Genomic DNA, 22,331 nt, shown 5'->3' on the forward strand with positions numbered 1-22,331 from the left:
GCCGCGCATGGCCCGCAGATCGCCCCAAAAGATCTGCGGGGGCACCCCGGAAGTTCTGCGGGGCGCCCCGGAAGTTCTGCGGGGCGCCCCGGAGGATATGCAGTTCGCCCCGGAAGATCTGCAGGGCGGCCCGACCGGTGAGCTCTGAACGGGCTGGGGTCACTGCCCCAGCAGCGTCAGCACGGCCGTGACCCGCCGGTGCACGCTCGACCCTTCGCTCAGGCCGAGCTTCGCGAACAGCCGCTGGGTGTGCTTCTCCACGGCTCCGCCGCTGATGAACAGCCGCTCGGAGATCCCGGCGTTGGTGAGGCCCTCGCCCATGAGCTCGAGCACCTCTCGCTCGCGCGGGGTGAGGTCGTCCAGCGGCGTGCGCCGGCGTGAGGAGATCACCTGGCCCACCACGTCCGGGTCGATCGCCACACCGCCGGCGGCGACGCGCTCGATCGATTCGAGGAACGAACGGATGTCGAACACGCGGTCCTTGAGCAGGTAGCCCGTGGCGCTCTCGCCGGTCTCGATCAGCTCGGTCGCATAGCTGACCACCACGTACTGGCTGAGCAGCAGGATCGGCGCCTCCGGCCACGAACGTCGGATCTCCTGCGCGGCCCGCAGTCCTTCGTCGGTATGGCTCGGGGGCATCCGGATATCGGAGATCACCAGGTCCGGGCGGATCTCCAGGGCGCGCACCACCAGCTCGGTGCCGGTGGCGGCCGTGCCCACCACCTCGTGTCCGGCATCCTCGAGCAGCAGTCTCAGGCCCTCGCGCAGCAGTGCGGAATCATCAGCGATCACGATGCGCACGGGATCACCGCCTCCACCCGGGTGCCGTGACCCACGGGAGAGTCGACGCGGAACGTGCCCTCGAGGGAGGCGACCCGGCCGGCCAGCCCGGCCAGCCCGCCGCCGGTGCGCAGCTCGGCCCCGCCGCGGCCGTCGTCCTCGATCCTCACCCGGGCATCATCCCCGATCCGGGCCACCTCCACCTGGATCTTCTGCGCCTCGGAGTGCTTCGCGGCGTTCGTGAGCGACTCCGAGACCACGTAGTAGATGCCGATCTCGACATGCTCGGGCAGCTTCAGGTCCGGGCACTCGATCGTGGTGCGCACCGGGGAGATGGCGGCGAGCTCGGTGAGCGCGGCGGCGAGGCCCCGGTCCACGAGGATCGGCGGGGCGATGCCGCGCGAGAGCCGACGCAGGTCATCGAGCGTCAGACCCAGCTGCTCGCGGGCCCCGCGCATCACCTCGCCGGCCTTCTCCGGATTCTCGGCGGCGAGGGATTCGGCTCGGGCCAGGTCCATCGTGGCCCGGACGAGGCGCTGCTGAGGTCCGTCGTGCAGGTCGCGCTCGAGGCGGCGCAGCGCGGTGGACTCTGCGGTGCGCCCGGCGGCGCGGGACTCCTGCGTGCGCAGCAGGCGCTGCTGCGTCTCATAGCGGGAGCTGAGCAGGCCGCGGGCGAGCCCACCGTGGGCGGCGCCGAGTCCCCGCATCACCAGGCCCACGGTGAGCAGGAAGAACAGGCCAGCCGCGAACTGCACGGCGATGTCGGCGGCGAGGGCGGACTGACCGGTGAACCCCATCAGCGCGCCGAGACCGTTGTTGCCCGAGTCCGGCAGCGTGCGGTCCAGGACCAGCGCGGAAACGGGGCCGCCGACGACGGCGATCGACCCGAGGGTCCACAGCAGTGCGAGCGGGAAGGTGATCAGGGACAGCAGGAAGTTCGTCAGGATCCACAGCGCATCGAGCCAGGACTGAGGGTCGGTGAGCGGGGTGACCAGACGTCGGCCCCAGCCAGCACCTTCCGGTGCCTGCTTGGGAGCCGGCGTCGGCAGGTCCGTGCCGAGCAGGCTGGAGCCGAGGGTGCGGCCGGCGGCGGCGAAGCCGCGGGTCGTGAGCACGGCGCCGACGAGGATCGGCAGTCCGATCCAGATCACGGCGGTGCCCGCGCCGAGAGCCAGCAGGGTGAGGACCACGCTGAACCCGAGGGTCCCGAGCACGAAGGAGATGATGACGTAGAGCAGGACGCGGCCGATCCGCGCCGCCCAGCGGCCGACGGACCAGCGCTGGGCCGACGGGGCGTCGACAGGTGGGGTCATGGTCATGGTGTTCATGTCTCAACTCTGTCGTCGGACCGTCGTCGGCCCCATCCTGTCACCCGGTCAGGAATTGTCGGGCTGGCCCGACATCTGCCGACATGACCCGCCAGCATCTCGGCGGCAGCCCGCAGCCCGCCGCCCGCCGCCCGCAGCCGTTTCCCGGCCCGGGTGTGCTCACCCGTAGGTGGGGTACTGCGGCCAGGCGGCAGGGGAATCCTCCCAGGCCTGCTGGCGGCCGTAGACGGTGCGATCCATGATGTGCGGGACCGGCAGGATCGCCTCCGTGCCGCGGGCATAGGTCGCGTACGTGAGGTAGACCGTCCCCTCACGCAGCAGGAAGTACGAGTAGCCGGGGACGGGGCCCGAATAGCTGTCGTCCTTGCTGGTCAGCGTCCATCCCCAGTCCCCGTGGTAGCCGGTTCCGGCCGAGGAGACCCAGGTGTGCGGCCAGCCCTGCTTCTCGCGCCAGGCGCGGAGCTTGTCGATGGGCGCCTCGGAGATCATCGCGAAGGAGATCTCCTCCTCGTCCAGGCGGCCCATGTTCGCCGGCAGGTTGTCCACCGCCCAGGTGCAGCTCGGGCAGCCCTCGTCCCAGTGGGTGCCGTACATGACGTTCTGCACCAGCAGGAGATAGCGCCCGGCGAACAGCTCCGAGAGGCGCACGGGACCGTCCTCGCCGGTGAACTCGTAGTCGGGGACCTCGACCATGGGCAGGCGGCGACGCGCGGCGGAGGCGCGATCGTTCGCCCGGGTCACCTCCTTCTCCAGAGTGACCTGCGCGGCGAGCGCTTCCTCGAAGTCGTCGCGGCCCACGACAGGGGGCGCGGCGACGGGCTGCTGGGCCTTGGGGCGCGCTGGCTGGTCGATCGGCTGCGCCGGCGTCTCGGTGCAACGGGCCATCAGGGTCATCCTCCTTGCGAGGCGGCGTCTCTCGCCGTCCTCACCCTGTCGTCGAACGGGATCGGCAGGATCGACAGCGGCCCGGAGCTCCGAGCTGCCCTCAGCTCGTCTCGAGGATGCTCTTGAGCGTCGCGAGGTCCGCCGCGACGGCCTCGGCGTCGTCGGCGAACTCTGCATCGGTCATCGTGCCTCGACGCAGGGTGAAGACGACTTCGCTGCGCTGGTCGTCCAGCGGCAGCACCCGCACCGGGTTCAGCACGGACTCGCCGGTGGGGAGGGTGACCGTGTGATCGAGGACCCCGTACTCGTTCTCCGGCACGAAGCTCACCAGCACCCTCCCCATCGGGGAGTTCATCGACCACTGGGAGACCTCGCGCTGCACCTCGCTGCCGGCGAGGCCGGCGGCCCAGCGGGGGAGGTTCCGCGGATCGCTCGCGTACTCGTAGACGGCGCGCCAGGGACGCTCGATGAGGACGTCGAGGTGACGCGATGCGCTGCCGCCCGAGGGGGTCACGGAATCGTCGTGCGTCGCGGATTCGTCGTGCGTCGCGGTGTCTCGAGTCGTCGCTGCGTCCGCTGTGGTGCCGGTGTGCTCGCTCATGGCCGTGACGCTAGCAGTCGCCTCCCTCGGGCGGGTGGCTCACGAGGCCAAGGGGGCGCTCGAGGAGGTCTGTGTCGTGACGGCCCCGGACGTCACCGCTGCGGCACGCTCTGCCGTGGCCCGCACGGCCTCGGGCCACGGCGTCGGCTCGAGGCCCTCCTGGGCGGTGAGGATGCCGGGCTGCAGCACGGAGGGCTCATACCAGAGCTTCGAGATGCCGGACAGCTCTCGGGCGAAGGTGACCACCCCGGACAGCGTGCGCAGGGCGAACAGCGGGATCCGCAGCGGCCGACGGACCGGCTGGTCCAGCAGGTCCGAGGCGAGGGCGATGAGCTCACGCGGGGAACGTGCTGCGGCCGACGGGGCGTGGAGCACCGCGTCCCCCGTCGGGGCGAGGCGCTCGGCGTGCCGCGCCGCGTGGAGCATGGCGCGCGCGAGATCTGGGATGTGGGTGAGCGTGTGCGGGGCGTCGGGAGCGCCCGCCACGATCGGACGGTGCCCGGCGGCGATCCGCTCGATGACCATGGCGCTGGCCACGGCCGCGCCGGTGCCCACGGCGGTCGGGCCCACGAGGTCCGAGGCGACGAGGCTCAGGGTGCGCGCGGTATGGAGCCGGCGCTGTTCGAGCAGCGCGACGCGCACCTCGCCCTTCGCATCCAGCGGCGTGCGATCCGCCCCTTCGGCGAGATTCGAGGCCCCACCCTGGAAGGCGTACATCGATTCCGGGAAGACGACGGGGATGCCCCGTTCGGCGGCGGCCTCGAGCACGGCGAGCTCGCGTGGAGGCAGTTCGCGTCGCCAGATGCGGGCGTCGTAGGCGGCGTGGAAGGTGGCGTGGACGGCGTCGGCTCCGAGGAGCGCGGTCTGGAGGGCAGCCGGGTCGAGCACGTCGCCCGCGACACGGTCGATGCCCGGGGTCGGGGCGACCTCGCTGCGTCGCAGCACGGTGACGCTGTCGCCGTCCGTGAGGGCGCGCTCGATGATCGCGCGGCCGATCTGTCCTTCTCCGATGACGAGATGATGCATGGTGACTCCTCAAGTGTGAGCACTGCTCTCGGTGCTGTCGATAACAGTGAACACTGCTCTCGGTTGAGAGTCGAGAGCAGTGCTCTCGATGTGTGGGAGGATGTCGACATGACTGCTGACGGGACTGCGACGACGGCCGACGGGACTGCGACGAGAAAGTCGGCCACGCCGCGAGCGGTGGCTCGGGAGCGCACGATGGCGCGCATCGTCGAGCTCGGGAACGCCCAGCTCGCCGAGTGCGGGGCGGGGGAGCTCAGCGTGCGCGAGATCGCGCGCGGCCTGGGCATGGTCTCCTCTGCGGTCTACCGTTACGTGAGCTGTCGGGACGAGCTGCTCACGCTGCTCATCGTCGACGCCTACACCGACCTCGCCGACGCCGTCGACGCGGCGCTCGCCGAGGTGGAAGCTGGCTCGGAGGCGGAAGTCGGCGCTGATCCGCAGGCGCGCTTCCATGCGCTGGCCACGGCGATGGTCCGCTGGGCCCTCGCGCACCCCGAGCGCTGGACCCTGCTGTACGGCACGCCGGTGAGCGGCTACGACGCCCCGGCGGAGAGCACCAACGCCGATGGCACCCGGGTCATGGCGCGCATGCTCATGATCGCGGCAGACGCAGACGCAGACGCAGACGCAGGCGCAGGGGCAGTGGCAGTGGGTGCGTCAGGCGCTGGAACTTCTGCCGACAAGCACCGCACCCTGTACGTCGACCCCGAGGTGCAGACGCTGCTGGAAGCCCACTTCGCCGAGTTCGGCGTGCAGGCCGACGCCGAGGTCGGCGTGCGGGCCGTGACCGCGTGGAGCAGCCTGGTCGGAGTCATCAGCGCCCACGTGTTCCGCCAGCTGGGGGCGGATGCCGCCGCCGTGGGCGAGCAGCTGCTCGCGAGTCAGGTCGAGCTGTTGGCGGACCTCGTCACCGGACGCTGAGGCGCCCGCCCGACTCCTGATCCCACGCGGCGAGGGCGATGCGCGCCGCGGCCAGCACGGACGCGGGTTCCCGCAGACGTGCCCCGTCGGCCTCCGGCACCACGACGACCCAGCGCGCCCGCCCCCGTCGGCGCATCCTCCCGATCTCGATCCCGCGACCAGCCGACATGGGCAGGAGCAGGGCGCCGCTCGGGCCGACCTGCAGGTATTGGGCGAGCTCCGGACGCCGCTCGAGGAGGAGGGCGCGAATCTGCTCCCGCTCGTCCTGAGCGGTGCCGCCTGTCGAGGGGTGCGCGAGGACCGGTCCTGTCGTGGTCATGTCGCGAACCTACGCAGGGGGTCCGACAGACGAACGGGGCTGGCGGGCGAGCGGTGCCAGCGCCGAATTCCGCCCGGCGCCGACCCGGACGGGCTACGGTGGGCGTCATCTATGAACTGCATCACATGGAGGTCGTCGTGCCCCTCTACGAATTCCGCTGCGAGAACTCCCACCTGCATGAACTGCTGCTGTCGATGGCGGCGTCGGAGCGCAGTGCGCCATGCCCCGAGTGCGGCAGCGCGGCGACCCGGCTGATCAGCTCACCGGCGCTCGGCCATCTCGGCTCCGCGCGAGCCCAGCTCATCGACCGCACCGAGTCGAGTGCGCACGCGCCCACGGTCGTCGACCAGGTGCCCGGACGCGGAGCCCCGCGCCCCGCCCGCACCACGCACGATCCGCGCCACGCGCGGCTGCCGCGCCCCTGAGGCGCCCCTGGACCTGATGGCGCCGGCCCGCGGCCCATCGCTGTGGAAGGAGAGATCATGCCCGAGAACGTCTTCCCGCTGGATTCCACCAAGCCCTTCACCGACCAGAAGATCCTGGGACACAACCGCTGGCACCCCGACATCCCGCCCGCGGTGAGCGTGCGCCCCGGGGACACCTTCCGCGTGGACTGCCGCGAATGGTTCGACGGCTACATCAAGAACGACGACTCCGCCGAGGACATCGCCTCGGCCCCGCTGCACACGGTCCACACCCTCTCCGGCCCGTTCCGCATCGAGGGCGCCAAGCCCGGCGACCTGCTCGTGGTGGACATCCTCGACGTCGGCCCGATCCCGCAGGAGGACTCCGGGCCGCTGGCCGGTCAGGGCTGGGGCTACACGGGCATCTTCGCCAAGCGCAACGGCGGCAGCTTCCTCACCGACGAGTTCCCCGATGCGTACAAGGCGGTGTGGGATTTCCGCGGCGACCGCACGACCTCCCGCCACGTCCCCGGCGTCGAGTTCACCGGCATGATCCATCCCGGGCTCATGGGCACCGCGCCCTCCCCGGAGCTGCTGACAACCTGGAACGCGCGTGAGGGCGCGCTCATCGCCACCGAGCCGGACCGCGTCCCCGCCCTCGCCCTGCCGCCAGAGCCGGACGGCGCGATCCTCGGCGGAGTGAGCGAGGGGGACCGTGACCGGGTCGCCGGGGAGGGCGCCCGCACCGCCCCGCCGCGCGAGAACGGCGGCAACCAGGACATCAAGAACCTCACCAAGGGCACCCGGATCTTCTATCCGGTGTTCGTGGACGGCGCGAACTTCTCCGTGGGCGATCTGCACTTCAGTCAGGGCGACGGGGAGATCACCTTCTGCGGCGGCATCGAGATGGGCGGCTTCCTCGACCTCCATGTCGACGTCATCAAGGGAGGCATGGAGAAGTACAACGTCTCCGAGAACGCGATCTTCATGCCCGGCAACACGGCGCCGCAGCACAGCCAGTGGCTTTCCTTCTCGGGCACCTCGGTGACCCTCGACGGCGAGCAGCGCTATCTCGACTCGCACCTCGCCTACCAGCGGGCCTGCCTGCACGCGATCGACTATCTGTCCATGTTCGGCTGGTCGAAGGAACAGGCCTACCTGCTGCTCGGCGCCGCTCCGATCGAGGGCCGGTTCTCCGGGGTCGTGGACATCCCCAACGCCTGCGCGACGGTGTATCTGCCGCTGGACATCTTCGACATCGACATCCGGCCCGGAGCGGGCGAGGTGCCGCAGATCGATCCGGGGATCGGAGCGCCCCGGGCGAGCGTGGGCTGAGGGTTGACGGGGCCCGTCGGCCCTAACAGCTCAGGGCGCTAGCCCAGCGGGCCTGATGCTCGGCGACGTAGTCCGCGGCCCGGCGCCAGTGCTCGCCGTGGCCCTGGGTGAACATCGATCCCCAGGGGTCGCGATCGGCGATGTTCGAGCTCCGCAGCAGCTCGAACATCGCCTCGGTGCGCTCCGCCATCGCGCGGGGGAGGGCAGCACGCAGCTCCTCGCCCGCCCCGTAGCCGTCCACGAGGGCCGCGAGGCGCACGGCGGACTCCTCGGGTTCGGCGGAGGCGTCGTTGAGGGTGAAGGCCTGCGCCGAGTAGGCGAGATCCCAGAGCCGGGTGCTCGGGGCCGCGCCGTCCCAGTCGATGAACACCCAGCGCTCGCCGAGGATCAGGTTCCACGGGGTGAGGTCCCCGTGGCACACCAGATCCGTCTCTCCTCCGGGCATGGGGAGCAGCGGCTCCCAGGGAGCGGGGGCCGACGGCATGAACCCCTCACAGGCGTCGTGGATCGCGCGGATCAGCGCGCCGACGCGGCCCAGCTCGGCGAGGGTGAGCGGGGGTGAGTGCAGAGCGAGAGATCCGGGCACGAACTCCTGGATCTGTCGCCCGCGGTCGTCGCGGCCCCGCGGCTCGGGCACGTCGATCCCCGCCGCCGCGACGGTGCGCATCAGCTCCTGGACGGCGGGCGTGGTCGGCTCCCAGGGCTTGCGCACGGTGTCGCCGACGCGCACCACGCCCTCGGTCGCATTGCCGCCGTCGAGAGCCAGCTCAGGGTGCTCGGTCATCGCACTACTGTAGGAGCACGGATCTCCGAGCGCGGAGACGATGGCAGGACCGGAGGGAAACGGCCGATGACATCGCACCCCATTGCGAAGCTTCCCAGCCTGATCCGCATCGCGGCGCCGCCGGGGACGGGGAAGTCCACCGTGCTGCCGCACCTCGTGGAGGTCGCGCGCGGTCGTGCGGTCGTCGCGGACATCGACGAGATCCTCGAGGATGGGGCACTGCTCGGCGTCCCCATCGCCGATCCGGCGGCTGCGCACATCTGGCCGGCCTACAACCGCCTCTGGGCCCAGATCGCCGGGTTCGTCACGCGCGCCGACTTCCCCGTCGTCCTGCTGGACCAGGTTCCCGGGGTCGACGAGCCTGCAGATCCTGCGTTGCTCGGATGGGAGGTGGAGGACTCTGTACGTGCCGACCGTCTGCGTTCCCGCGGCGAGCATGATGCCCTGATCGCGGATGCCGCCACGGATGCCGCGGTACTGCGTTCACTCCTTCCGGCGGAGCGTCTGTTGAGGACCCCGGAGACGGCGTCGCCGGCTCGCTGTGCCGAGATCCTCTGGGAGCAGGTTGTAAGAATCGGGGGACTCCGATGACCACCATCGAGGCCTACGCCACCCGCGCGCAGGAGTACGCCGACCTGCTCGGCACGATCGAGGCGATGGCACCCGAGGATCGGGTGCGCATCGACTCCTGGGCGTCGGCCGTCGAGGGGCCGATCCTCGATGCCGGCTGCGGGCCCGGTCACTGGACCGCGCATCTGGCCGCCCTCGGTCACGAGGCCCGGGGGATCGATCCGGTCCCGGAGTTCGTCGAGATCGCACGCCGCAACCATCCTGGGATCGGGTACGACGTCGGGTCCTTCGCGGAGCTGGCGGGAGGGTCCCTGCGCACCGTGCACGCAGGATCGTGGGGCGGGATCCTCGCCTGGTACTCGCTGATCCATCTCGAGCCGGGAGAGCTCGCGGACGTCCTCGCACAGCTCCGCGCAGCACTGCGGCCTGCGGGATCGCTGCTGCTGGGCTTCTTCGACGGCCGCCGTCAGGAATCTTTCGCGCATGCGATGGCCCCGGCGTGGTTCTGGCCGGCGGAGACGATGGCGCAGCTGCTCGAGGACGCAGGCTTCGACGTCGTCTCCCTCGAGCGCCGCGAGGACCCCGGCGCCCGCCCCCACGCCGCGCTCATCGCCGAGCGCCGCTGACTGCGCACGCCCCGGTGGCTACTGTGAGCGGCATGGGCACACGAGCGAGAGATGGCAGCGCAGGCGACGCGGACTATGGGGAGATCGGCTCCTCGTACTCCCGATACCGGCGGCCCGATCCGCGGGTCGCCTCCGTGATCACGGACGCGCTCGGGGAGGCGCGCACCGTGCTGAACGTCGGGGCGGGAGCAGGGTCCTATGAGCCCGCAGGCCGTGAGGTGACCGCGGTGGAGCCCTCGGCGGTGATGCGCGCCCAGCGACCCGCGGAGCTGCCGCGCGCGGTGGATGCCACCGCGGAGCAGCTGCCGTTCGCCGACGACTCCTTCGACGCCTCGATGGCCACGTTCAGCGTCCACCAATGGCGGGACGTCGGCGCGGGGCTGCGCGAGATGCGCCGCGTGACCCGTGGCCCCGTGGTGATCCTGACCTGCGATCCGACCAGGGTCGAGGAGTTCTGGGTGCGCGAGTACGCGCCCGAGGTGCTCGCTGTCGAGGCGCGTCGCTATCCCTCTCTGGAGGCACTCGCCGAAGGGCTCGGCGGGAAGGTCTCGAGCAATGTGGTGGCGATCCCGCAGGCCTGCACCGACGGGTTCACCGAGGCCTACTACGGACGCCCGGAGCGCCTGCTCGACGTCGAGGCGCAGCTCGCCTGCTCGGCGTGGAGCTTCGTGGAGCCTGCCGTCATCGCCCGCTTCACCCAGCAGCTCACCGTGGACCTCCTCGAGGGCACCTGGGATGCGAAGCACGGCGAGCTGCGCAATCTCCCGCAGTACGAGGGTTCGCTCGTGCTCGTGGTCTCGGAGGCCTGAGATGACCCAGAACTCGCTAATCTCGCCCTCTGCCTCTGCCTCTGCCTCTGCCTCGGTCCCGGCCCTGGTGCTGCTCAGCGGTGCCCCCGGCAGCGGGAAGTCGACCCTCGCCGCGCTGCTCGTGGCGCAGCGCCCGCTGGCCCTCGCCCTGGACATCGACACGCTCAAGCACGCCCTCGGCGGATGGGATGAGGACCTGCAGGCGTCCGGGCTGCAGGCCCGGCGGCTCGCGGTCGCACTGATCCGGCAGCACCTCGCCGACGGGTACGACGTGATCCTCGGGCAGTACCTCGCGCGCACCGCGTTCCTCGAGGAGCTCGAGCAGCTCGCCGCGGACTGCGGGGCGCGGTTCGTGGAGGCGGCGCTCGTGGTCGACGAGGAGACCCTCGCACAGCGGCTCGCGGGCAGGCGGGCGGCGCCGGACCGTCCTGAACAGGCGGCGAACGACCGCTTCGTCGGGCCGGTCGATGCCGCGGATCTCGTGCGGTCCATCGAGGTGGTGCTCGCGCACCGTCCCGCGATGCGACGCATCGACGGGCGGGGGAGTCGCGACGACGTGCTCGCGGCACTCGTCGCCCTGCTCAGCGCAGGCTGAGCTCCAGCGCAGCGGCCAGCTCCCGGGGATGGCTGAGCATGGCGCAGTGGCAGCCCGGGATCTCCTCGGCCTCGATCCCCAGACGCTCGCGGGTCACGCGGCGCAGGAAGTCGGCAGGGAAGAAGCGGTCATCCCGGGCGACGAGTGCTCGGGTCGGCACCTGTGGATGCGCGGCGAGCGGCCACGGCGCCGCCGAGGACGCGTCGGCCTGCCCACGGGACCGGTGCATCGCCTCCTGTGCCAGCTCGTCGGGCACCCCGCCCAGAAAGCTGACGTACGGGTCCTCGTTCCCGGTCAGTCCGCCGTCGAGGGCCGCCTGCTCCGCGACCGCCGCCTCGTAGCCGGTGCGGGCCCACCAGCCGCCGGGGCGCTCGCCGGGAGCCGGGATCATCGCGGCGACGTAGACGAGCTCCGCGACCGGCAGACGGTCCGCGATCAGCGGTGCGGTGAAGCCGCCGAAGGAATGCCCGACGACGACGAGGTCGCGGCGGGTGCGGCGATCACCGATCGCCTCGACGACGACGTCCGCGAACTCCGGCAGCCCGGCGCTCTCGTCCTCGCAGGGGAGGTCCGGCGCGATGACCTCGTGGCCGTGCGCACGCAACTCGTCGGCCACGAGGTGCCAGGACCAGCCGACGTCGGCCGCACCGTGGATCAGCACGAACGTGGTGGTCGCGGTGCTCACGGTCAAGGCGGGTCTCCTGTCGTCGCTCTCAGTCCCCGAGGATCGCGCCGGTGGAGGCGGACTGCACGAGCTTCACGTACTTGCCCAGCACGCCCTTGGTGAACTTCGGGGGCAGCGGCTCCCAGCCCTCGCGGCGGGCCTCGAGCTCGGCCTCGTCGACCAGGAGGTCCAGCGCCCCGGAGCCCACGTCGAGCCGGATCCGGTCGCCGTCGCGCACGAAGGCGATCGGGCCGCCGTCCACGGCCTCGGGGGCGATGTGGCCCACGCACAGGCCGGTGGTGCCGCCGGAGAAGCGTCCGTCGGTCATGAGCAGCACGTCCTTCCCCAGACCTGCGCCCTTGATCGCGCCGGTGATCGCGAGCATCTCGCGCATGCCGGGCCCGCCCTTGGGGCCCTCGTAGCGGATCACCACCACGTCACCGTGGGTGATGGTCCCGTCGTTCAGGGCGTCCAGCGCATGCTGCTCGCGCTCGAACACGCGGGCGGTGCCCTCGAAGACGTCCTCCTCGAAGCCGGCGGACTTCACCACCGCCCCCTCGGGGGCGAGCGAGCCGTGCAGGATCGTGATCCCACCGGTGGGTGCGATCGGTGCCGAGGCCGGCCGCAGCACCTTCCCGTCGGCCGGGCGGGGTGCGAGGATCTCGAGGTTCTCCGCGATCGTCCGACCGGTGACGGTGAGGCAGTCGCCGTCCAGCAGGCCCTCGTCCAGCAGAGTCTTCATGACCACCTGGATCCCGCCCACATGGTCGACATCGCTCATCACGTAGCGGCCGTAGGGCTTCAGATCGGCGAGATGGGGGACCTTCGCGCCGATGCGGGCGAAGTCCGCGAGGGTGAGGTCCACATCCGCCTCGTGGGCGATCGCCAGCAGGTGCAGCACCGCGTTGGTGGAGCCGCCGAAAGCCTGGACCACCGCGATCGCGTTCTCGAACGCGGGCTTGGTCATGATGTCGTGGCTGGTGATGCCCTGGCGGAGCATCTCCACCACCGCTTCGCCCGCGCGGCGGGAATCGGCATCGCGACGGCGATCGGCCGACGGGGGAGTCGCGGAGCCGGGGATCGACATCCCGATCGCCTCCGCGGCGGTCGACATGGTGTTGGCCGTGTAGAAACCACCGCAGGCGCCCTCGCCCGGGCAGATCGAGCGCTCGACGCGGCCCACGTCCTCCCGGCTCATGAGCCCGCGGGCACAGGCACCGACCGCCTCGAAGCCGTCGATGATGGTGACGTCCTTCTCCTCGCCGCTCTCGAAGGTGACGCGGCCGGGCATGATCGTGCCCGCGTAGACGAACACGCTGGCCAGATCCAGGCGCGCGGCGGCCATCAGCATGCCGGGCAGGGACTTGTCGCATCCCGCCAGCAGCACGGAGCCGTCGAGCCGCTCGGCGCTCATCACCGTCTCGACGCTGTCGGCGATGAGGTCGCGGGAGACCAGCGAGTAGTGCATCCCGTCGTGCCCCATGGAGATGCCGTCGGAGACGGAGATGGTGCCGAACTGCAGGGGGTACCCGCCGCCGGAGTGCACACCGTCCTTCGCCGCCTGGGCCAGCCGGTCCAGCGACAGGTTGCAGGGGGTGATCTCGTTCCACGAGCTCGCGATCCCGATCTGGGGCTTGTCCCAGTCCGCATCGCCCATCCCCACCGCGCGGAGCATCCCGCGGGACACCGTGGCGCCGAGCCCGTCGGTGACGGTGCGGCTGCGGGGCTTGATGTCCGGGGCGGAGAACGTGGCGTCGGCGTCGGCGTCGGGGAGAGAGGTCGCTGCGGTGCTGAGGGCGTCGTCGGCGTTCATGGCCCGACTCTATGCCGGGTCCTCGTGGCGGGGAAGGGGACTACCCCTCGGCCGGGAGGGGCCTGCCCCTCGGCGGGGATCGCCCTGCCCGTCGGCGGGCGCGGGCCGAGGGGCAGGGGAATCCAGCAGGGGCGGGCCCGGACGAGGGATCGCCCGGGCGTGGGGTGGCGGTTCAGCGGATCCGCGCGCCGTCCCCGATCCGCGTGTAGCGGCTCAGCTGGGTGACGTGCTCCGGCGTGAGGTCCTTCAGGGTCGGGACCTGCAGCAGCTTCATCGTCCGCTCCACCTCGTCGGAGAGGATCTCGATGGTGCGGTCCACGCCCTCGCGGCCTCCGGCCATCAGGCCGTAGAGATAGGCGCGGCCGATCAGGGTGAAGTCGGCTCCCAGTGCGATCGCGGCGACGATGTCGGCGCCGCTGCGGATACCCGTGTCCAGGATGATCTCGAGGTCGCTGCCCACCTCGCGGGCCACCTGGGGCAGCAGATGGAAGGGCACCGGAGCGCGGTCCAGCTGGCGACCGCCGTGGTTGGACAGCACGATCGCATCGACCCCGAGGTCGGCGAGCCGCTTCGCGTCGTCGAGGGTCTGGACGCCCTTGACGGCCAGCTTGCCCGGCCACATCGCGCGGATCTCCGCGAGATCGTCGAAGCTGATCGTCGGGTCCATCGCGGAGTCGATCAGCTCGCCGACCGTGCCGCCGGTGGACGAGAGGGACGCGAACTCGAGCTTCGCCGTGGTGAGGAAGTCCCACCACCACCAGGGCCTCGGGAGCGCGTCGAGCACCGTGCCGACGCTCAGCTGCGGCGGGATCGAGAAGCCGTTGCGGGTGTCGCGCAGGCGCGCCCCGCCCACAGGGGTGTCGACAGTGAAGAACAGGGTGTCGAAGCCGGCGGCGGCTGCACGCTCGACGAGCCCGTAGGAGACCTCTCGCTGCCTCATCACGTAGAGCTGGAACCAGTTGCGGCCCATCGGGTTCGCGGCCTTGACGTCCTCGATTGAGGTGGTCCCGAGCGTGGAGAGGGTGAACGGGATCCCGGCAGCGCCGGCCGCGCCCGCGCCGGCGGTCTCGCCCTCGGTCTGCATCAGGCGGGTGAAGCCCGTCGGGGCGATGCCGAACGGCTGGGAGGAGCTGCCTCCGAGGATCTGGGTGGTGGTGTCCACGTGGGAGACGTCGTTGAGGATCGCGGGATGGAACTCGATGTCCTGGAAGGCTTCGACGGAACGCTGCATCGAGATCTCGCCCTCGGCGGCACCGTCGGTGTAGTCGAAGGCAGCAGCCGGCGTGCGGCGCTTCGCGACCTTTCGCAGATCGTCGATGGTCAGTGCCGAGGAGAGCCGGCGATGCTTCGGATCGAGGTCGAGCTTCTTGAACTTCATGAGCTCGAGGAGCTCGGCGGGACGGGGGACCTGGCGCTTGACCAAGGGGTGCTCCTTCACGAGAGACGGTCGATGGGTGGCAGTGGATGTCAGGGGGATGTCAGCGGGCCGGCAGGGGCTGGCAGTGCGGGGCAGTGGGTGGTGGCGGGTCAGAGCGTGGGGATCATCCATGAGAGCACGGTGGACTGCAGGCCGACCAGGAGGCACAGGCCGGCGAGCATCCCAAGGCTCCACCAGATGACCTTGCGGAAGATGGCGGACTCCTGCCCGAGCAGCCCGACGGCGGTGGCCGCGATCGTGAGGTTCTGGGGGCTGATCATCTTGCCCACCACACCACCGGAGGTGTTGGCCGCGACGAGGAGCGCCGGATCCAGGCCGGCCTTCTCGGCGGCGGTCTGCTGCAGCGTGGCGAACAGGGCGTTGGCGCTGGTGTCGGATCCGGTGACCGCGGTGCCCAGCCAGCCGAGGATCGGGGAGAGGAAGGCGAAGGCGGCGCCGGTGCCGGCGATCCAGGTGCCGATGGTGATCGTCTGCCCGGACAGGTTCATCACGTAGGCCAGGGCGAGGACCGAGGCGACCGTGAGGATCGAGTAGCGGAGCTTGACGAGGTTGGTGAGGTAGACGTCCGCGGCGTCGCGGAGGGACAGGCGGTAGACGATCGCGACGATGATGCCGGTGATCAGCAGCAGCGTGCCGGGGGAGGAGAGCCACTGGAAGGCGTAGACCGTGCTGCCGGCGAGCTCGCCGTCGGCGGTGAACACGTGGCCGTCGAGGCCCGGCCAGGGGATCTTGATGTCGGTGGCCGCGAGGGCGGAGCTCAGCACCGGGATCAGCTTCGAGGCCGAGAAGATCGCGATCACCAGCAGGTAGGGGAACAGCGCCATGAGCACACGGCCCGGGGTGAGACGGACGTCGGTGCGCGCCGTGGTGGCCACGGCGCCTCCCGCGGAGCCGGTGTCCACGGGACCGGCCTGCTCGGTCTCGCGCTCGCCGCGCATCTTCTCCAGGGCGTCCTTGCCTCCCTGGGGCGTCCAGAACTGGAGCATGATCACGGCGGCGGCGAGACCGGCCAGCGACGCGATGATGTCGGTGAGCTCGACGGAGATGAAGTTCGAGGAGACGAACTGGCTGATGGCGAAGGTGAGGCCGACTACGAGGGCGAGCGGCCACAGCTGCTTCACGCCGCGCTTCCCGTCCACGAGGAAGACCAGGAACAGCGGCACGACAGCGGCGAAGAACGGGGCCTGATGCCCGATGATCGCGCCGATGTGCTGGTAGGGGATCCCGGTGAGGTTGCCGGCGGTGATGATCGGGATGGCGATCGCGCCGAAGGCCACCGGGGCCGTGTTGGCCAGGAGCACCACGGTCGCGGCGCGCATCGCGGTGAAGCCGACGGCCATCAGCATCACGCCGGTGATCGCGACGGGGGCGCCGAAGCCCGCGAGCGCCTCGAGCAGGCCGCCGAAGCAGAACGCGATGATGATCGCCTGCACGCGCGGATCGTCGGAGATCGCGTCGATGACCAGGCGCAGGTCCTCGAAGCGGCCGCTGCGCACGGTCAGCTCGTACAGCCAGATCGCGTTCAGGACGATCCACATGATCGGGAACAGGCCGAAGGCGAGCCCCTCGGTGGCGGAGAGGGCCACGAGGTCCACCGGCATGCCGTAGGCGACGGCGGCGACCAGCATCGCGACGACGAGTGCGGCCAGGCCGGCCCAGTGGGCCTTCCAGCGCAGCACGCCGAGCGTGAGGAAGATGGTCAGCAGGGGGAGCAGCGCGACGATCGAGGTCAGCGTCAAGCTGCCTGCCAGTGGTGCGAGGTCAGGGGTGTACATGGGAACCTCCGACACACATCAGCCGCGGTGCTGCACAGCATCGCCGTCGATGTCGTGCCTTGTGAGTCGGTGGGAACGGGGATCGGTGAGGGCGCGAGCCTATGGGAGCGTGCGTCGGTGGGGACGCGTACCGAGGGGAACGTGCGTCGGTGGGGACAGGGGTGGTAGACCGTGCTGTGGTCTGACCACATGGTGGGTTGATCGAATGTTAGGCCCTGGAGCGTCGCGGAGCAAGATCCCGAGAGCTTTCCGGCCTCACCTGTGCTAGAACGGGTCAATGGTCGACACAGCGAACGATGATGAGGTCCGACCGCACAGAGGGCGGGCCGCCGGCGCGGATGCCGCGTGGGCCCCGGTCACGCGGAGCAGCACCTACGAGCTGGTGATCGACGCGATCGAGGACCAGATCATGACCGGCGCCCTCGTCGTCGGCGACCTCCTGCCGCCCGAGCGTGAGCTCGCCTCCCGGCTCCGGGTGAGCCGTGCGGGGGTGCGCGAGGCGATCCGGGCGCTCGAGGCCTACGGAGTGCTGCGCTCCGAGGTCGGATCCGGTCGAGGTGCCGGCACTTTCGTCTCCGCCCTGCCCAGCGCGGCCCTGGAGCAGTTCCTCCGACTCCATGTCGCCCTGTCGAACTTCCGCCTCGAGGAGGTCATCGAGGCGAGGATCCTGCTGGAGCGGACCAGCGCTTCGCTCGCTGCGGAGCGCGCCGATGCGGCCGCTCTGGCCGAGCTCGAGCGGCTGCTGGCGGTGATGGATGCGCCCGGTGTGAGCCGGGAGGCCTTCAACGAGGCCGACACCGCCTTCCACGTCGCGATCGCCCAGGCCGGCGGCAATGCGCTGTTCTCCGATATGACCGGAGCGATCCGGGCCTCCCTGCGCGCCCCGATCCTGGAGGCGTTCACCAAGGTCGCGACCTGGGAGGACATCGCCGGCACCCTGCGCGGACAGCATCACGGGATCTTCCGGGCGATCGCGGAGGGCCGGGGAGACGACGCGGCGGAGCTGACCGCTGAGCACATCCGCGCCGCCTCGGACATGCTCCCGGACCTGTCCACGAACTGAACCGCCCCGCGAAAGCGTCGGCGGCGTCGCCTGAGTGACGGGGTGGCCGGCAGGACGGGGCGCTGGGCGGTCGGGAGAATGACCAGTCGGCTGGTCGAGAAAGCCAGCCGGCCGGGCGGTGCACTCAGACGCCGGGGACCGGGCGCTCGTCGGCACCGTCGTAGGCCGACAGCGGGCGGATCAGCGCATTCGCGGCGCGCTGCTCCATGACATGAGCGGTCCAGCCCGTGATCCGCGCGGCGATGAACAGCGGGGTGAACATCTCCGTGTCGAAGCCCATCAGGTGGTAAGTGGGGCCGGCCGGATAATCCAGGTTCGGCTTGATGCCCTTCGCCTCGTCCATGGACTGCTCCAGCCCGTCGTACAGCCCCAGCACCTCGGGCCGCCCGACGTAGGCGATCATCGCGTCCATCGCCTCTTTCATGGTCGGCACCCGCGAGTCCCCGTGCTTGTAGACCCGGTGCCCGAAGCCCATGACCTTCTTCTTCTGGGCGAGCGCATCGTCCATCCAGGCCTTCGCCCGGGCGCGGGCCTCCTCCTGGGACTCCTCGGGCCGGATGCCGATCTCGTCGAAGGTGTGCATCACGGCCTCGTTCGCGCCGCCGTGCAGGGGGCCCTTGAGCGCACCGATCGCGCCGGTCACCGCGGAATGCAGATCGGACAGGGTCGAGGTGATCACCCGGGCGGTGAACGTCGAGGCATTGAAGGAGTGCTCGGCGTACAGCACCATCGAGACGCGGAAGGCATCGGCCACCTCGTCGGCCGGCTCCTCGCCGAAGGTCATCCACAGGAAGTTCCGGGAGTAGTCCAGATCCTCCCGCGGAGGGATCGGCTCGGTGGGGCCGCCGGCCCGACGACGACGCTGCTCATAGGCGACCACCGCCGGCAGCTGTGCGAACAGCACCTTCGCCTTCTCCAGCTCGGCCTCGCGAGAGGAGTCCTGCGCGGCAGAATCCAGCGCCCCGAGGACGGAGACCGCGGTGCGCACCGCATCCATCGGGTGGCACGTGGTGGGCAGGGAGTCCATCGCCGCCTTCACCTCGGCGGCCAGCGCGCGATGGGAGCGCTCGTGGCGGGTCGCCGCGGCCGTCTCCTCGGCGGTGGGGAGCTCCCCGGTCCACAGCAGATGCGCCACGGCCTCGAAGGACTGTGTGGCGGCCAGCTCTGCGACGGGATATCCCCGGTAGAGCAGGGAGTTGGTCTCCGGGTTGACCTTGGAGACAGCGGTGACGTCGGCGACGACTCCGTTCAGTCCCTTGCGGATCTCGGTGGTCTCGTTCATGTCTCGCTCCTGGGGTCGACGTCGGTGTCGGGTGCGTTGTGGTGGGACGTGCTCAGGGGTGGGAGGTGGGCACCTCGAAATCGAAGACCGAGGCGTCGAAGCGGTTGTAGCCCTCGTAGTCCACCAGCTCGTAGAGCCGGGCGCGAGTGAGCATCTCATCGACCCGGGGGGCCTGGGTACCCTCCGAAAGGATCGTCTCCAGCACCCGCTCCGCAGCGCCCATGGCCGCGCGCAGCAGTGTGACCGGGTAGATCACCATCGCCACGCCCGTCTCGGCCAGCTGGGTCCGGGTGAACAGCTCGGACTTCCCGAACTCCGTCATGTTCGCCAGCACGGGCACGTCCAGGGCGGCGCAGACCTGCTCGAACTCCGAGAGGTCCGCGAGCGCCTCGGGGAAGATCGCGTCGGCCCCGGCATCGACCAGGGCCTTCATCCTCTCGATCGCGGCATCCAGCCCCGAGGTCGCGCGCAGGTCGGTGCGGGCCATCACCAGGAATCCGTCGTCGCGGCGCCCGTCGGCCGCGGCGCGGATCCGCTGCGTCGCGGTCTCCAGATCCACCATGGACTTGCCGTCGAGATGACCGCAGCGCTTGGGGTTGACCTGGTCCTCGATGTGGCAGCCGGCCAGGCCAGCGTCCTCGAGCTCCTGGATGGTGCGGGCCACGTTCATCGGCTCGCCGAAGCCGGTGTCGGCGTCGATCAGGCAGGGAAGATCGGTGGCGGCGGCGATCTGTCGGCCGCGGGTGGCCACCTCGCTGAGCGTGGTCAGCCCGATGTCCGGCAGGGCGAGCTCGTTGGCGATCACCGCGCCGGAGATGTACGCGCCGGGGAAGCCCTTCTCCTGGATCAGCTTCGCGGACAGCGGCGTGAACGCTCCGGGGAAGGGCTGGGCCGCTCCTGGTTCGAGCAGGGCGCGCAGGTCCTGGCGCTTCTGCGCGGGGGTCCTGGTGGAGTTCAGCATCAGAAGAGTCCCTTCGGTCCGGCGGTGAGGTCGACGACTCCGGCAGCGGCGCGGACGTTGAGCTGGCCGAGCTCGCCGGCGGCGAGGTCCGGCAGGTTCGCCGCGGTCTCCAGGAAGCGGTCGATCTCCGCGCCGTCCACGAGGCCGTCTGCCAGCGAACGGAACTTCTCGACGTACTGCGCCCGGGCGAAGGGCCGGGCGCCGAGCGGATGGGCGTCCGCCACGGCGATGCTGTCCTCGATGACGGTGCCGTCGGTGAGGGTGATCCGCACGTCGCCGCCGAACGCCTTCTCCTGCAGGTCCAGGGAGTGGTAGCGCCGGGTCCATTCCGCATCCTCCTGCGTGGTGACCTTGTGCCACAGCGCGACGGTGTCGCGGCGGCCGGCGCGCTCCGGGGCGTACGAGTGCTCGTGATGCCAGGCGCCGTCCTGCAGTGCGACGGCGAAGATGTACGGGATCGAGTGGTCGAGCGTCTCGCGGGAGGCGGTGGGCTCGTACTTCTGCGGGTCGTTGGCCCCGGAACCGATCACGAAGTGCGTGTGATGGGAGGTGCGGATCAGGATCGACTCGACCTTGTCCGGATCGCCGGCCTCCGGGTGCTCGGTGTGGAGACGGCGGGCGAGGTCGATCCACGCCTGGGCCTGATACTCCGCCGAATGCTCCTTGGTGTAGGTGTCCAGGATCGCGCGCTTGGCCTCGCCGGGGGGCGGCAGCGGGACCGTGTAGCGGGCGTCGGGGCCGTCCAGCAGCCAGGCGATGACGCCGTCCTCGCCCTCATAGATCGGCACCGGAGAGGTCTGCCCCCGCATCGCCCGGTCGACGGATTCGACGGCCATCTTCCCGGCGAACGCGGGTGCGTGCGCCTTCCAGGTGGAGATCTCGCCCTTGCGCGACTGCCGGGTCGCGGTGGTGGTGTGCAGCGCCTGGCCGATGGCCTGGAACACCGTCTCGGTGTCCAGTCCCAGCAGGGTCCCGATCCCCGCGGCGGCCGACGGGCCGAGGTGCGCGACGTGGTCGATCTTGTGGGCGTGCAGGCTGATGGCCCGCACCAGGTCGACCTGCAGCTCGTAGCCCGTGGCGACGGCACGTACGAGGTCATGGCCCGAGCTACCCGCATGCTCGCCGACGGCGAGGATCGGGGGGATGTTGTCCCCGGGATGGGAGTACTCCGCGGCCAAGAAGGTGTCGTGGTAATCGAGTTCGCGCACGGCGACGCCGTTGGCCCACGCCGCCCATTCGGGGGAGCTCTTCTCGGTGATCCCGACGATGCTCGCGCCGCTGCCGCCGGTGGCGACGGGATGGCTGAGCGCCTGTGACCGGGCCGAGACGATGGGCGCCCGGTTCAGGGAGGCGACGGCCACCGACGCGTTGTCGATGAGGCGGTTGATGATCATCTCCTGCACCTCGGTCTCGACCTCGACCGGGTCGGTGGCGACCTCGGCCATGGCCCAGGCCAGCTGGTCCGGCCGGGCCAGGTTCTCGTCGGAGCGGTGGGTGCGGACGTCGTGGTTCCTCATGCTGTGGTCTCCTTCAGCGGCGCGGGATCGATCCGGCCGGGGTGGGTGAGGGTGCTCGGTGGGGGAGTCTGGCTGTCGTCGGGGTCGGTGCGGAGATGGGTGAGTGCCTGCTGGAGGTGCACGACGGTCGCGGCCGCGGCGAGCTCCGGGTTGCCGTCGGCGATGGCGCGGGCGATCGCCGCGTGCTCCCGGGCGGTCTCGGAGAGGCGCGCGGGGGAGTGGCGGGAGAGCCGACGGAGCCGCGTGAGGTGGACCCGCACTCCGCGCAGCGAGTCCGCGAGATAGGCGTTGCCGCAGGTGGAGTCCACGGCACGGTCCAGCTCCTGGGTCAGCGCGTAGTAGTCGGTGGGGTCGGCGCCTTCTGTCAAGGGGGAGATCGCGCGGTCGAAGCTGCGTGCGAGGTCCGCGAACCGGCCGTGCGCGGAAGGGTCGTGGGCCGCAGTGGCGTGCGCCGTGGCCTCGGCGGCACGGCGCACGGCCAGGACCTCGAGGGCGATCCGGAGTTCGAAGAGCTGTCCCGCGTCAGCGAGGGAGGCTGCGGTGACCACCATTCCCCGCCCAGCGGAGGGGGCGGCCAGGCCTTCGGCGACCAGTCGGCCCAGGGCCTCGCGCAGGGGAGTGCGGGAGATCCCGAGGCGAGCGGACTGCTCGATCTCGCCCAGCACGGTCCCGGGCTCGAGGGTGCCTTCGAGGATGTCCTCACGGAGGGTGCGGTAGGCCCGGTCACTTGCACGCATACGAACACTGTATACACAGACTCGCAGTTCGTGCTCTTCGTGGCCGGGATGGCCGGGTGTGCGCACCGAAATGTATACAGAGGTGACGTTGTGCCTTG

23 protein-coding genes are annotated in these 22,331 nt (G+C 70.7%); 8 read left to right on the forward strand and 15 right to left on the reverse strand.

The window, feature by feature from the left end:
- Window positions 1–159: 159 nt before the first annotated feature.
- The 5 genes from ACT3UL_RS13505 to ACT3UL_RS13525 form a co-directional block, all read right to left on the reverse strand.
- Window positions 160–801 (reverse strand): response regulator transcription factor, encoded by a 642-nt coding sequence (locus ACT3UL_RS13505; RefSeq protein ID WP_343925667.1) that lies wholly within the window; start codon window positions 799–801, stop codon window positions 160–162.
- Window positions 789–2,108 (reverse strand): sensor histidine kinase, encoded by a 1,320-nt coding sequence (locus tag ACT3UL_RS13510; RefSeq protein WP_444578767.1) that lies wholly within the window; start codon window positions 2,106–2,108, stop codon window positions 789–791. Before ACT3UL_RS13510 ends, ACT3UL_RS13505 begins: the two co-directional genes overlap by 13 nt.
- 159 nt (window positions 2,109–2,267) lie before the next feature.
- Complete coding sequence (locus tag ACT3UL_RS13515) at window positions 2,268–2,993, reverse strand: DUF899 family protein (RefSeq protein WP_444578768.1); 726 nt, start codon at window positions 2,991–2,993, stop codon at window positions 2,268–2,270.
- Window positions 2,994–3,093: 100 nt separating this feature from the next.
- Window positions 3,094–3,594 carry an SRPBCC family protein gene (locus ACT3UL_RS13520; protein ID WP_444578769.1) on the reverse strand — a complete coding sequence of 167 codons (501 nt, stop codon included), beginning with the start codon at window positions 3,592–3,594 and terminating at the stop codon, window positions 3,094–3,096.
- Window positions 3,595–3,633: 39 nt separating this feature from the next.
- Window positions 3,634–4,620, reverse strand: coding sequence for an NAD-dependent epimerase/dehydratase family protein (locus ACT3UL_RS13525; protein WP_444578770.1), 987 nt, complete (start codon window positions 4,618–4,620; stop codon window positions 3,634–3,636).
- 108 nt (window positions 4,621–4,728) lie between these two features.
- Here ACT3UL_RS13525 and ACT3UL_RS13530 point away from each other — a divergent pair, with 108 nt between their 5' ends.
- A complete protein-coding gene (locus ACT3UL_RS13530; protein WP_444578771.1) occupies window positions 4,729–5,541 on the forward strand; it encodes a TetR/AcrR family transcriptional regulator in 813 nt (270 codons plus the stop codon).
- On the opposite strand, the gene ACT3UL_RS13535 is transcribed toward ACT3UL_RS13530, so the two are convergent.
- On the reverse strand, window positions 5,528–5,860 hold the full coding sequence (locus ACT3UL_RS13535; protein WP_444578772.1) for a hypothetical protein: 333 nt from the start codon (window positions 5,858–5,860) through the stop codon (window positions 5,528–5,530). The genes ACT3UL_RS13530 and ACT3UL_RS13535 overlap by 14 nt on opposite strands.
- 137 nt (window positions 5,861–5,997) lie before the next feature.
- Here ACT3UL_RS13535 and ACT3UL_RS13540 point away from each other — a divergent pair, with 137 nt between their 5' ends.
- Both ACT3UL_RS13540 and fmdA read left to right on the forward strand, forming a co-directional pair.
- Window positions 5,998–6,285 (forward strand): FmdB family zinc ribbon protein, encoded by a 288-nt coding sequence (locus ACT3UL_RS13540; RefSeq protein ID WP_444578773.1) that lies wholly within the window; start codon window positions 5,998–6,000, stop codon window positions 6,283–6,285.
- A 57-nt stretch (window positions 6,286–6,342) separates the two neighbouring features.
- Entirely contained in the window at window positions 6,343–7,599 is a 1,257-nt protein-coding gene (gene fmdA, locus ACT3UL_RS13545) for a formamidase (protein WP_444578774.1), read from the forward strand.
- A 22-nt stretch (window positions 7,600–7,621) separates the two neighbouring features.
- On the opposite strand, the gene ACT3UL_RS13550 is transcribed toward fmdA, so the two are convergent.
- Complete coding sequence (locus tag ACT3UL_RS13550; protein ID WP_444578775.1) at window positions 7,622–8,383, reverse strand: phosphotransferase; 762 nt, start codon at window positions 8,381–8,383, stop codon at window positions 7,622–7,624.
- Window positions 8,384–8,449: 66 nt separating this feature from the next.
- On the opposite strand from ACT3UL_RS13550, the gene ACT3UL_RS13555 reads away from it, so the two are divergent.
- The 4 genes from ACT3UL_RS13555 to ACT3UL_RS13570 are packed head-to-tail and all read left to right on the forward strand — an operon-like array spanning window position 8,450 to window position 10,983.
- Window positions 8,450–8,974, forward strand: a complete 525-nt coding sequence (locus ACT3UL_RS13555) for a hypothetical protein (RefSeq protein ID WP_444578776.1) — start codon at window positions 8,450–8,452, stop codon at window positions 8,972–8,974.
- On the forward strand, window positions 8,971–9,579 hold the full coding sequence (locus tag ACT3UL_RS13560; RefSeq protein WP_444578777.1) for a class I SAM-dependent DNA methyltransferase: 609 nt from the start codon (window positions 8,971–8,973) through the stop codon (window positions 9,577–9,579). Before ACT3UL_RS13555 ends, ACT3UL_RS13560 begins: the two co-directional genes overlap by 4 nt.
- Window positions 9,580–9,611: 32 nt before the next feature.
- Window positions 9,612–10,388: a class I SAM-dependent methyltransferase gene (locus ACT3UL_RS13565; RefSeq protein ID WP_444578778.1), complete on the forward strand. Its 777-nt coding sequence runs from the start codon at window positions 9,612–9,614 to the stop codon at window positions 10,386–10,388.
- A gap of 1 nt (window position 10,389) precedes the next feature.
- Entirely contained in the window at window positions 10,390–10,983 is a 594-nt protein-coding gene (locus ACT3UL_RS13570) for an AAA family ATPase (RefSeq protein WP_444578779.1), read from the forward strand.
- Here ACT3UL_RS13570 and ACT3UL_RS13575 read toward each other — a convergent pair.
- From ACT3UL_RS13575 to ACT3UL_RS13590, 4 genes are all read right to left on the reverse strand, one after another.
- Window positions 10,970–11,668, reverse strand: a complete 699-nt coding sequence (locus ACT3UL_RS13575; RefSeq protein ID WP_444578803.1) for an alpha/beta fold hydrolase — start codon at window positions 11,666–11,668, stop codon at window positions 10,970–10,972. The genes ACT3UL_RS13570 and ACT3UL_RS13575 overlap by 14 nt on opposite strands.
- Before the next feature lie 28 nt (window positions 11,669–11,696).
- The gene (gene ilvD / locus ACT3UL_RS13580) at window positions 11,697–13,460 is read right to left on the reverse strand and encodes a dihydroxy-acid dehydratase (protein ID WP_444578780.1); all 1,764 of its coding nucleotides are present in this window, start codon (window positions 13,458–13,460) and stop codon (window positions 11,697–11,699) included.
- Window positions 13,461–13,632: 172 nt separating this feature from the next.
- The gene (locus ACT3UL_RS13585; protein WP_444578781.1) at window positions 13,633–14,883 is read right to left on the reverse strand and encodes an alpha-hydroxy acid oxidase; all 1,251 of its coding nucleotides are present in this window, start codon (window positions 14,881–14,883) and stop codon (window positions 13,633–13,635) included.
- Window positions 14,884–14,987: 104 nt separating this feature from the next.
- On the reverse strand, window positions 14,988–16,673 hold the full coding sequence (locus ACT3UL_RS13590; protein WP_444578782.1) for an L-lactate permease: 1,686 nt from the start codon (window positions 16,671–16,673) through the stop codon (window positions 14,988–14,990).
- A 277-nt stretch (window positions 16,674–16,950) separates the two neighbouring features.
- Here ACT3UL_RS13590 and ACT3UL_RS13595 point away from each other — a divergent pair, with 277 nt between their 5' ends.
- On the forward strand, window positions 16,951–17,736 hold the full coding sequence (locus ACT3UL_RS13595; RefSeq protein ID WP_444578783.1) for a FadR/GntR family transcriptional regulator: 786 nt from the start codon (window positions 16,951–16,953) through the stop codon (window positions 17,734–17,736).
- A 124-nt stretch (window positions 17,737–17,860) separates the two neighbouring features.
- On the opposite strand, the gene ACT3UL_RS13600 is transcribed toward ACT3UL_RS13595, so the two are convergent.
- Genes ACT3UL_RS13600 through ACT3UL_RS13615 form a run of 4 tightly spaced genes read right to left on the reverse strand, consistent with a single transcriptional unit; the run spans window position 17,861 to window position 22,233 of the window.
- Entirely contained in the window at window positions 17,861–19,018 is a 1,158-nt protein-coding gene (locus tag ACT3UL_RS13600) for a bifunctional 2-methylcitrate synthase/citrate synthase (RefSeq protein ID WP_444578784.1), read from the reverse strand.
- A 52-nt stretch (window positions 19,019–19,070) separates the two neighbouring features.
- The gene (prpB, locus tag ACT3UL_RS13605; protein WP_444578785.1) at window positions 19,071–19,979 is read right to left on the reverse strand and encodes a methylisocitrate lyase; all 909 of its coding nucleotides are present in this window, start codon (window positions 19,977–19,979) and stop codon (window positions 19,071–19,073) included.
- A complete protein-coding gene (locus ACT3UL_RS13610) occupies window positions 19,979–21,496 on the reverse strand; it encodes an MmgE/PrpD family protein (protein WP_444578786.1) in 1,518 nt (505 codons plus the stop codon). Before ACT3UL_RS13610 ends, prpB begins: the two co-directional genes overlap by 1 nt.
- Entirely contained in the window at window positions 21,493–22,233 is a 741-nt protein-coding gene (locus ACT3UL_RS13615; RefSeq protein WP_443402855.1) for a GntR family transcriptional regulator, read from the reverse strand. Before ACT3UL_RS13615 ends, ACT3UL_RS13610 begins: the two co-directional genes overlap by 4 nt.
- Window positions 22,234–22,331: the final 98 nt, after the last annotated feature.

This window comes from Brachybacterium sp. 107 (genome assembly GCF_052379725.1).
Taxonomy (GTDB): domain Bacteria; phylum Actinomycetota; class Actinomycetes; order Actinomycetales; family Dermabacteraceae; genus Brachybacterium.

Coding starts and splice junctions, on each gene's coding strand:
- ACT3UL_RS13535 (WP_444578772.1), bottom strand. CDS start 5,860: ATGACCACGACAGGACCGGTCCTCGCGCACCCCTCGACAGGCGGCACC.
- ACT3UL_RS13525 (WP_444578770.1), bottom strand. CDS start 4,620: ATGCATCATCTCGTCATCGGAGAAGGACAGATCGGCCGCGCGATCATC.
- ACT3UL_RS13515 (WP_444578768.1), bottom strand. CDS start 2,993: ATGGCCCGTTGCACCGAGACGCCGGCGCAGCCGATCGACCAGCCAGCG.
- fmdA (WP_444578774.1), top strand. CDS start 6,343: ATGCCCGAGAACGTCTTCCCGCTGGATTCCACCAAGCCCTTCACCGAC.
- ACT3UL_RS13560 (WP_444578777.1), top strand. CDS start 8,971: ATGACCACCATCGAGGCCTACGCCACCCGCGCGCAGGAGTACGCCGAC.
- ACT3UL_RS13570 (WP_444578779.1), top strand. CDS start 10,390: ATGACCCAGAACTCGCTAATCTCGCCCTCTGCCTCTGCCTCTGCCTCT.
- ilvD (WP_444578780.1), bottom strand. CDS start 13,460: ATGAACGCCGACGACGCCCTCAGCACCGCAGCGACCTCTCTCCCCGAC.
- prpB (WP_444578785.1), bottom strand. CDS start 19,979: ATGCTGAACTCCACCAGGACCCCCGCGCAGAAGCGCCAGGACCTGCGC.
- ACT3UL_RS13555 (WP_444578776.1), top strand. CDS start 8,450: ATGACATCGCACCCCATTGCGAAGCTTCCCAGCCTGATCCGCATCGCG.
- ACT3UL_RS13550 (WP_444578775.1), bottom strand. CDS start 8,383: ATGACCGAGCACCCTGAGCTGGCTCTCGACGGCGGCAATGCGACCGAG.
- ACT3UL_RS13595 (WP_444578783.1), top strand. CDS start 16,951: ATGGTCGACACAGCGAACGATGATGAGGTCCGACCGCACAGAGGGCGG.
- ACT3UL_RS13520 (WP_444578769.1), bottom strand. CDS start 3,594: ATGAGCGAGCACACCGGCACCACAGCGGACGCAGCGACGACTCGAGAC.
- ACT3UL_RS13600 (WP_444578784.1), bottom strand. CDS start 19,018: ATGAACGAGACCACCGAGATCCGCAAGGGACTGAACGGAGTCGTCGCC.
- ACT3UL_RS13610 (WP_444578786.1), bottom strand. CDS start 21,496: ATGAGGAACCACGACGTCCGCACCCACCGCTCCGACGAGAACCTGGCC.
- ACT3UL_RS13615 (WP_443402855.1), bottom strand. CDS start 22,233: ATGCGTGCAAGTGACCGGGCCTACCGCACCCTCCGTGAGGACATCCTC.
- ACT3UL_RS13510 (WP_444578767.1), bottom strand. CDS start 2,108: ATGAACACCATGACCATGACCCCACCTGTCGACGCCCCGTCGGCCCAG.
- ACT3UL_RS13530 (WP_444578771.1), top strand. CDS start 4,729: ATGACTGCTGACGGGACTGCGACGACGGCCGACGGGACTGCGACGAGA.
- ACT3UL_RS13590 (WP_444578782.1), bottom strand. CDS start 16,673: ATGTACACCCCTGACCTCGCACCACTGGCAGGCAGCTTGACGCTGACC.
- ACT3UL_RS13565 (WP_444578778.1), top strand. CDS start 9,612: ATGGGCACACGAGCGAGAGATGGCAGCGCAGGCGACGCGGACTATGGG.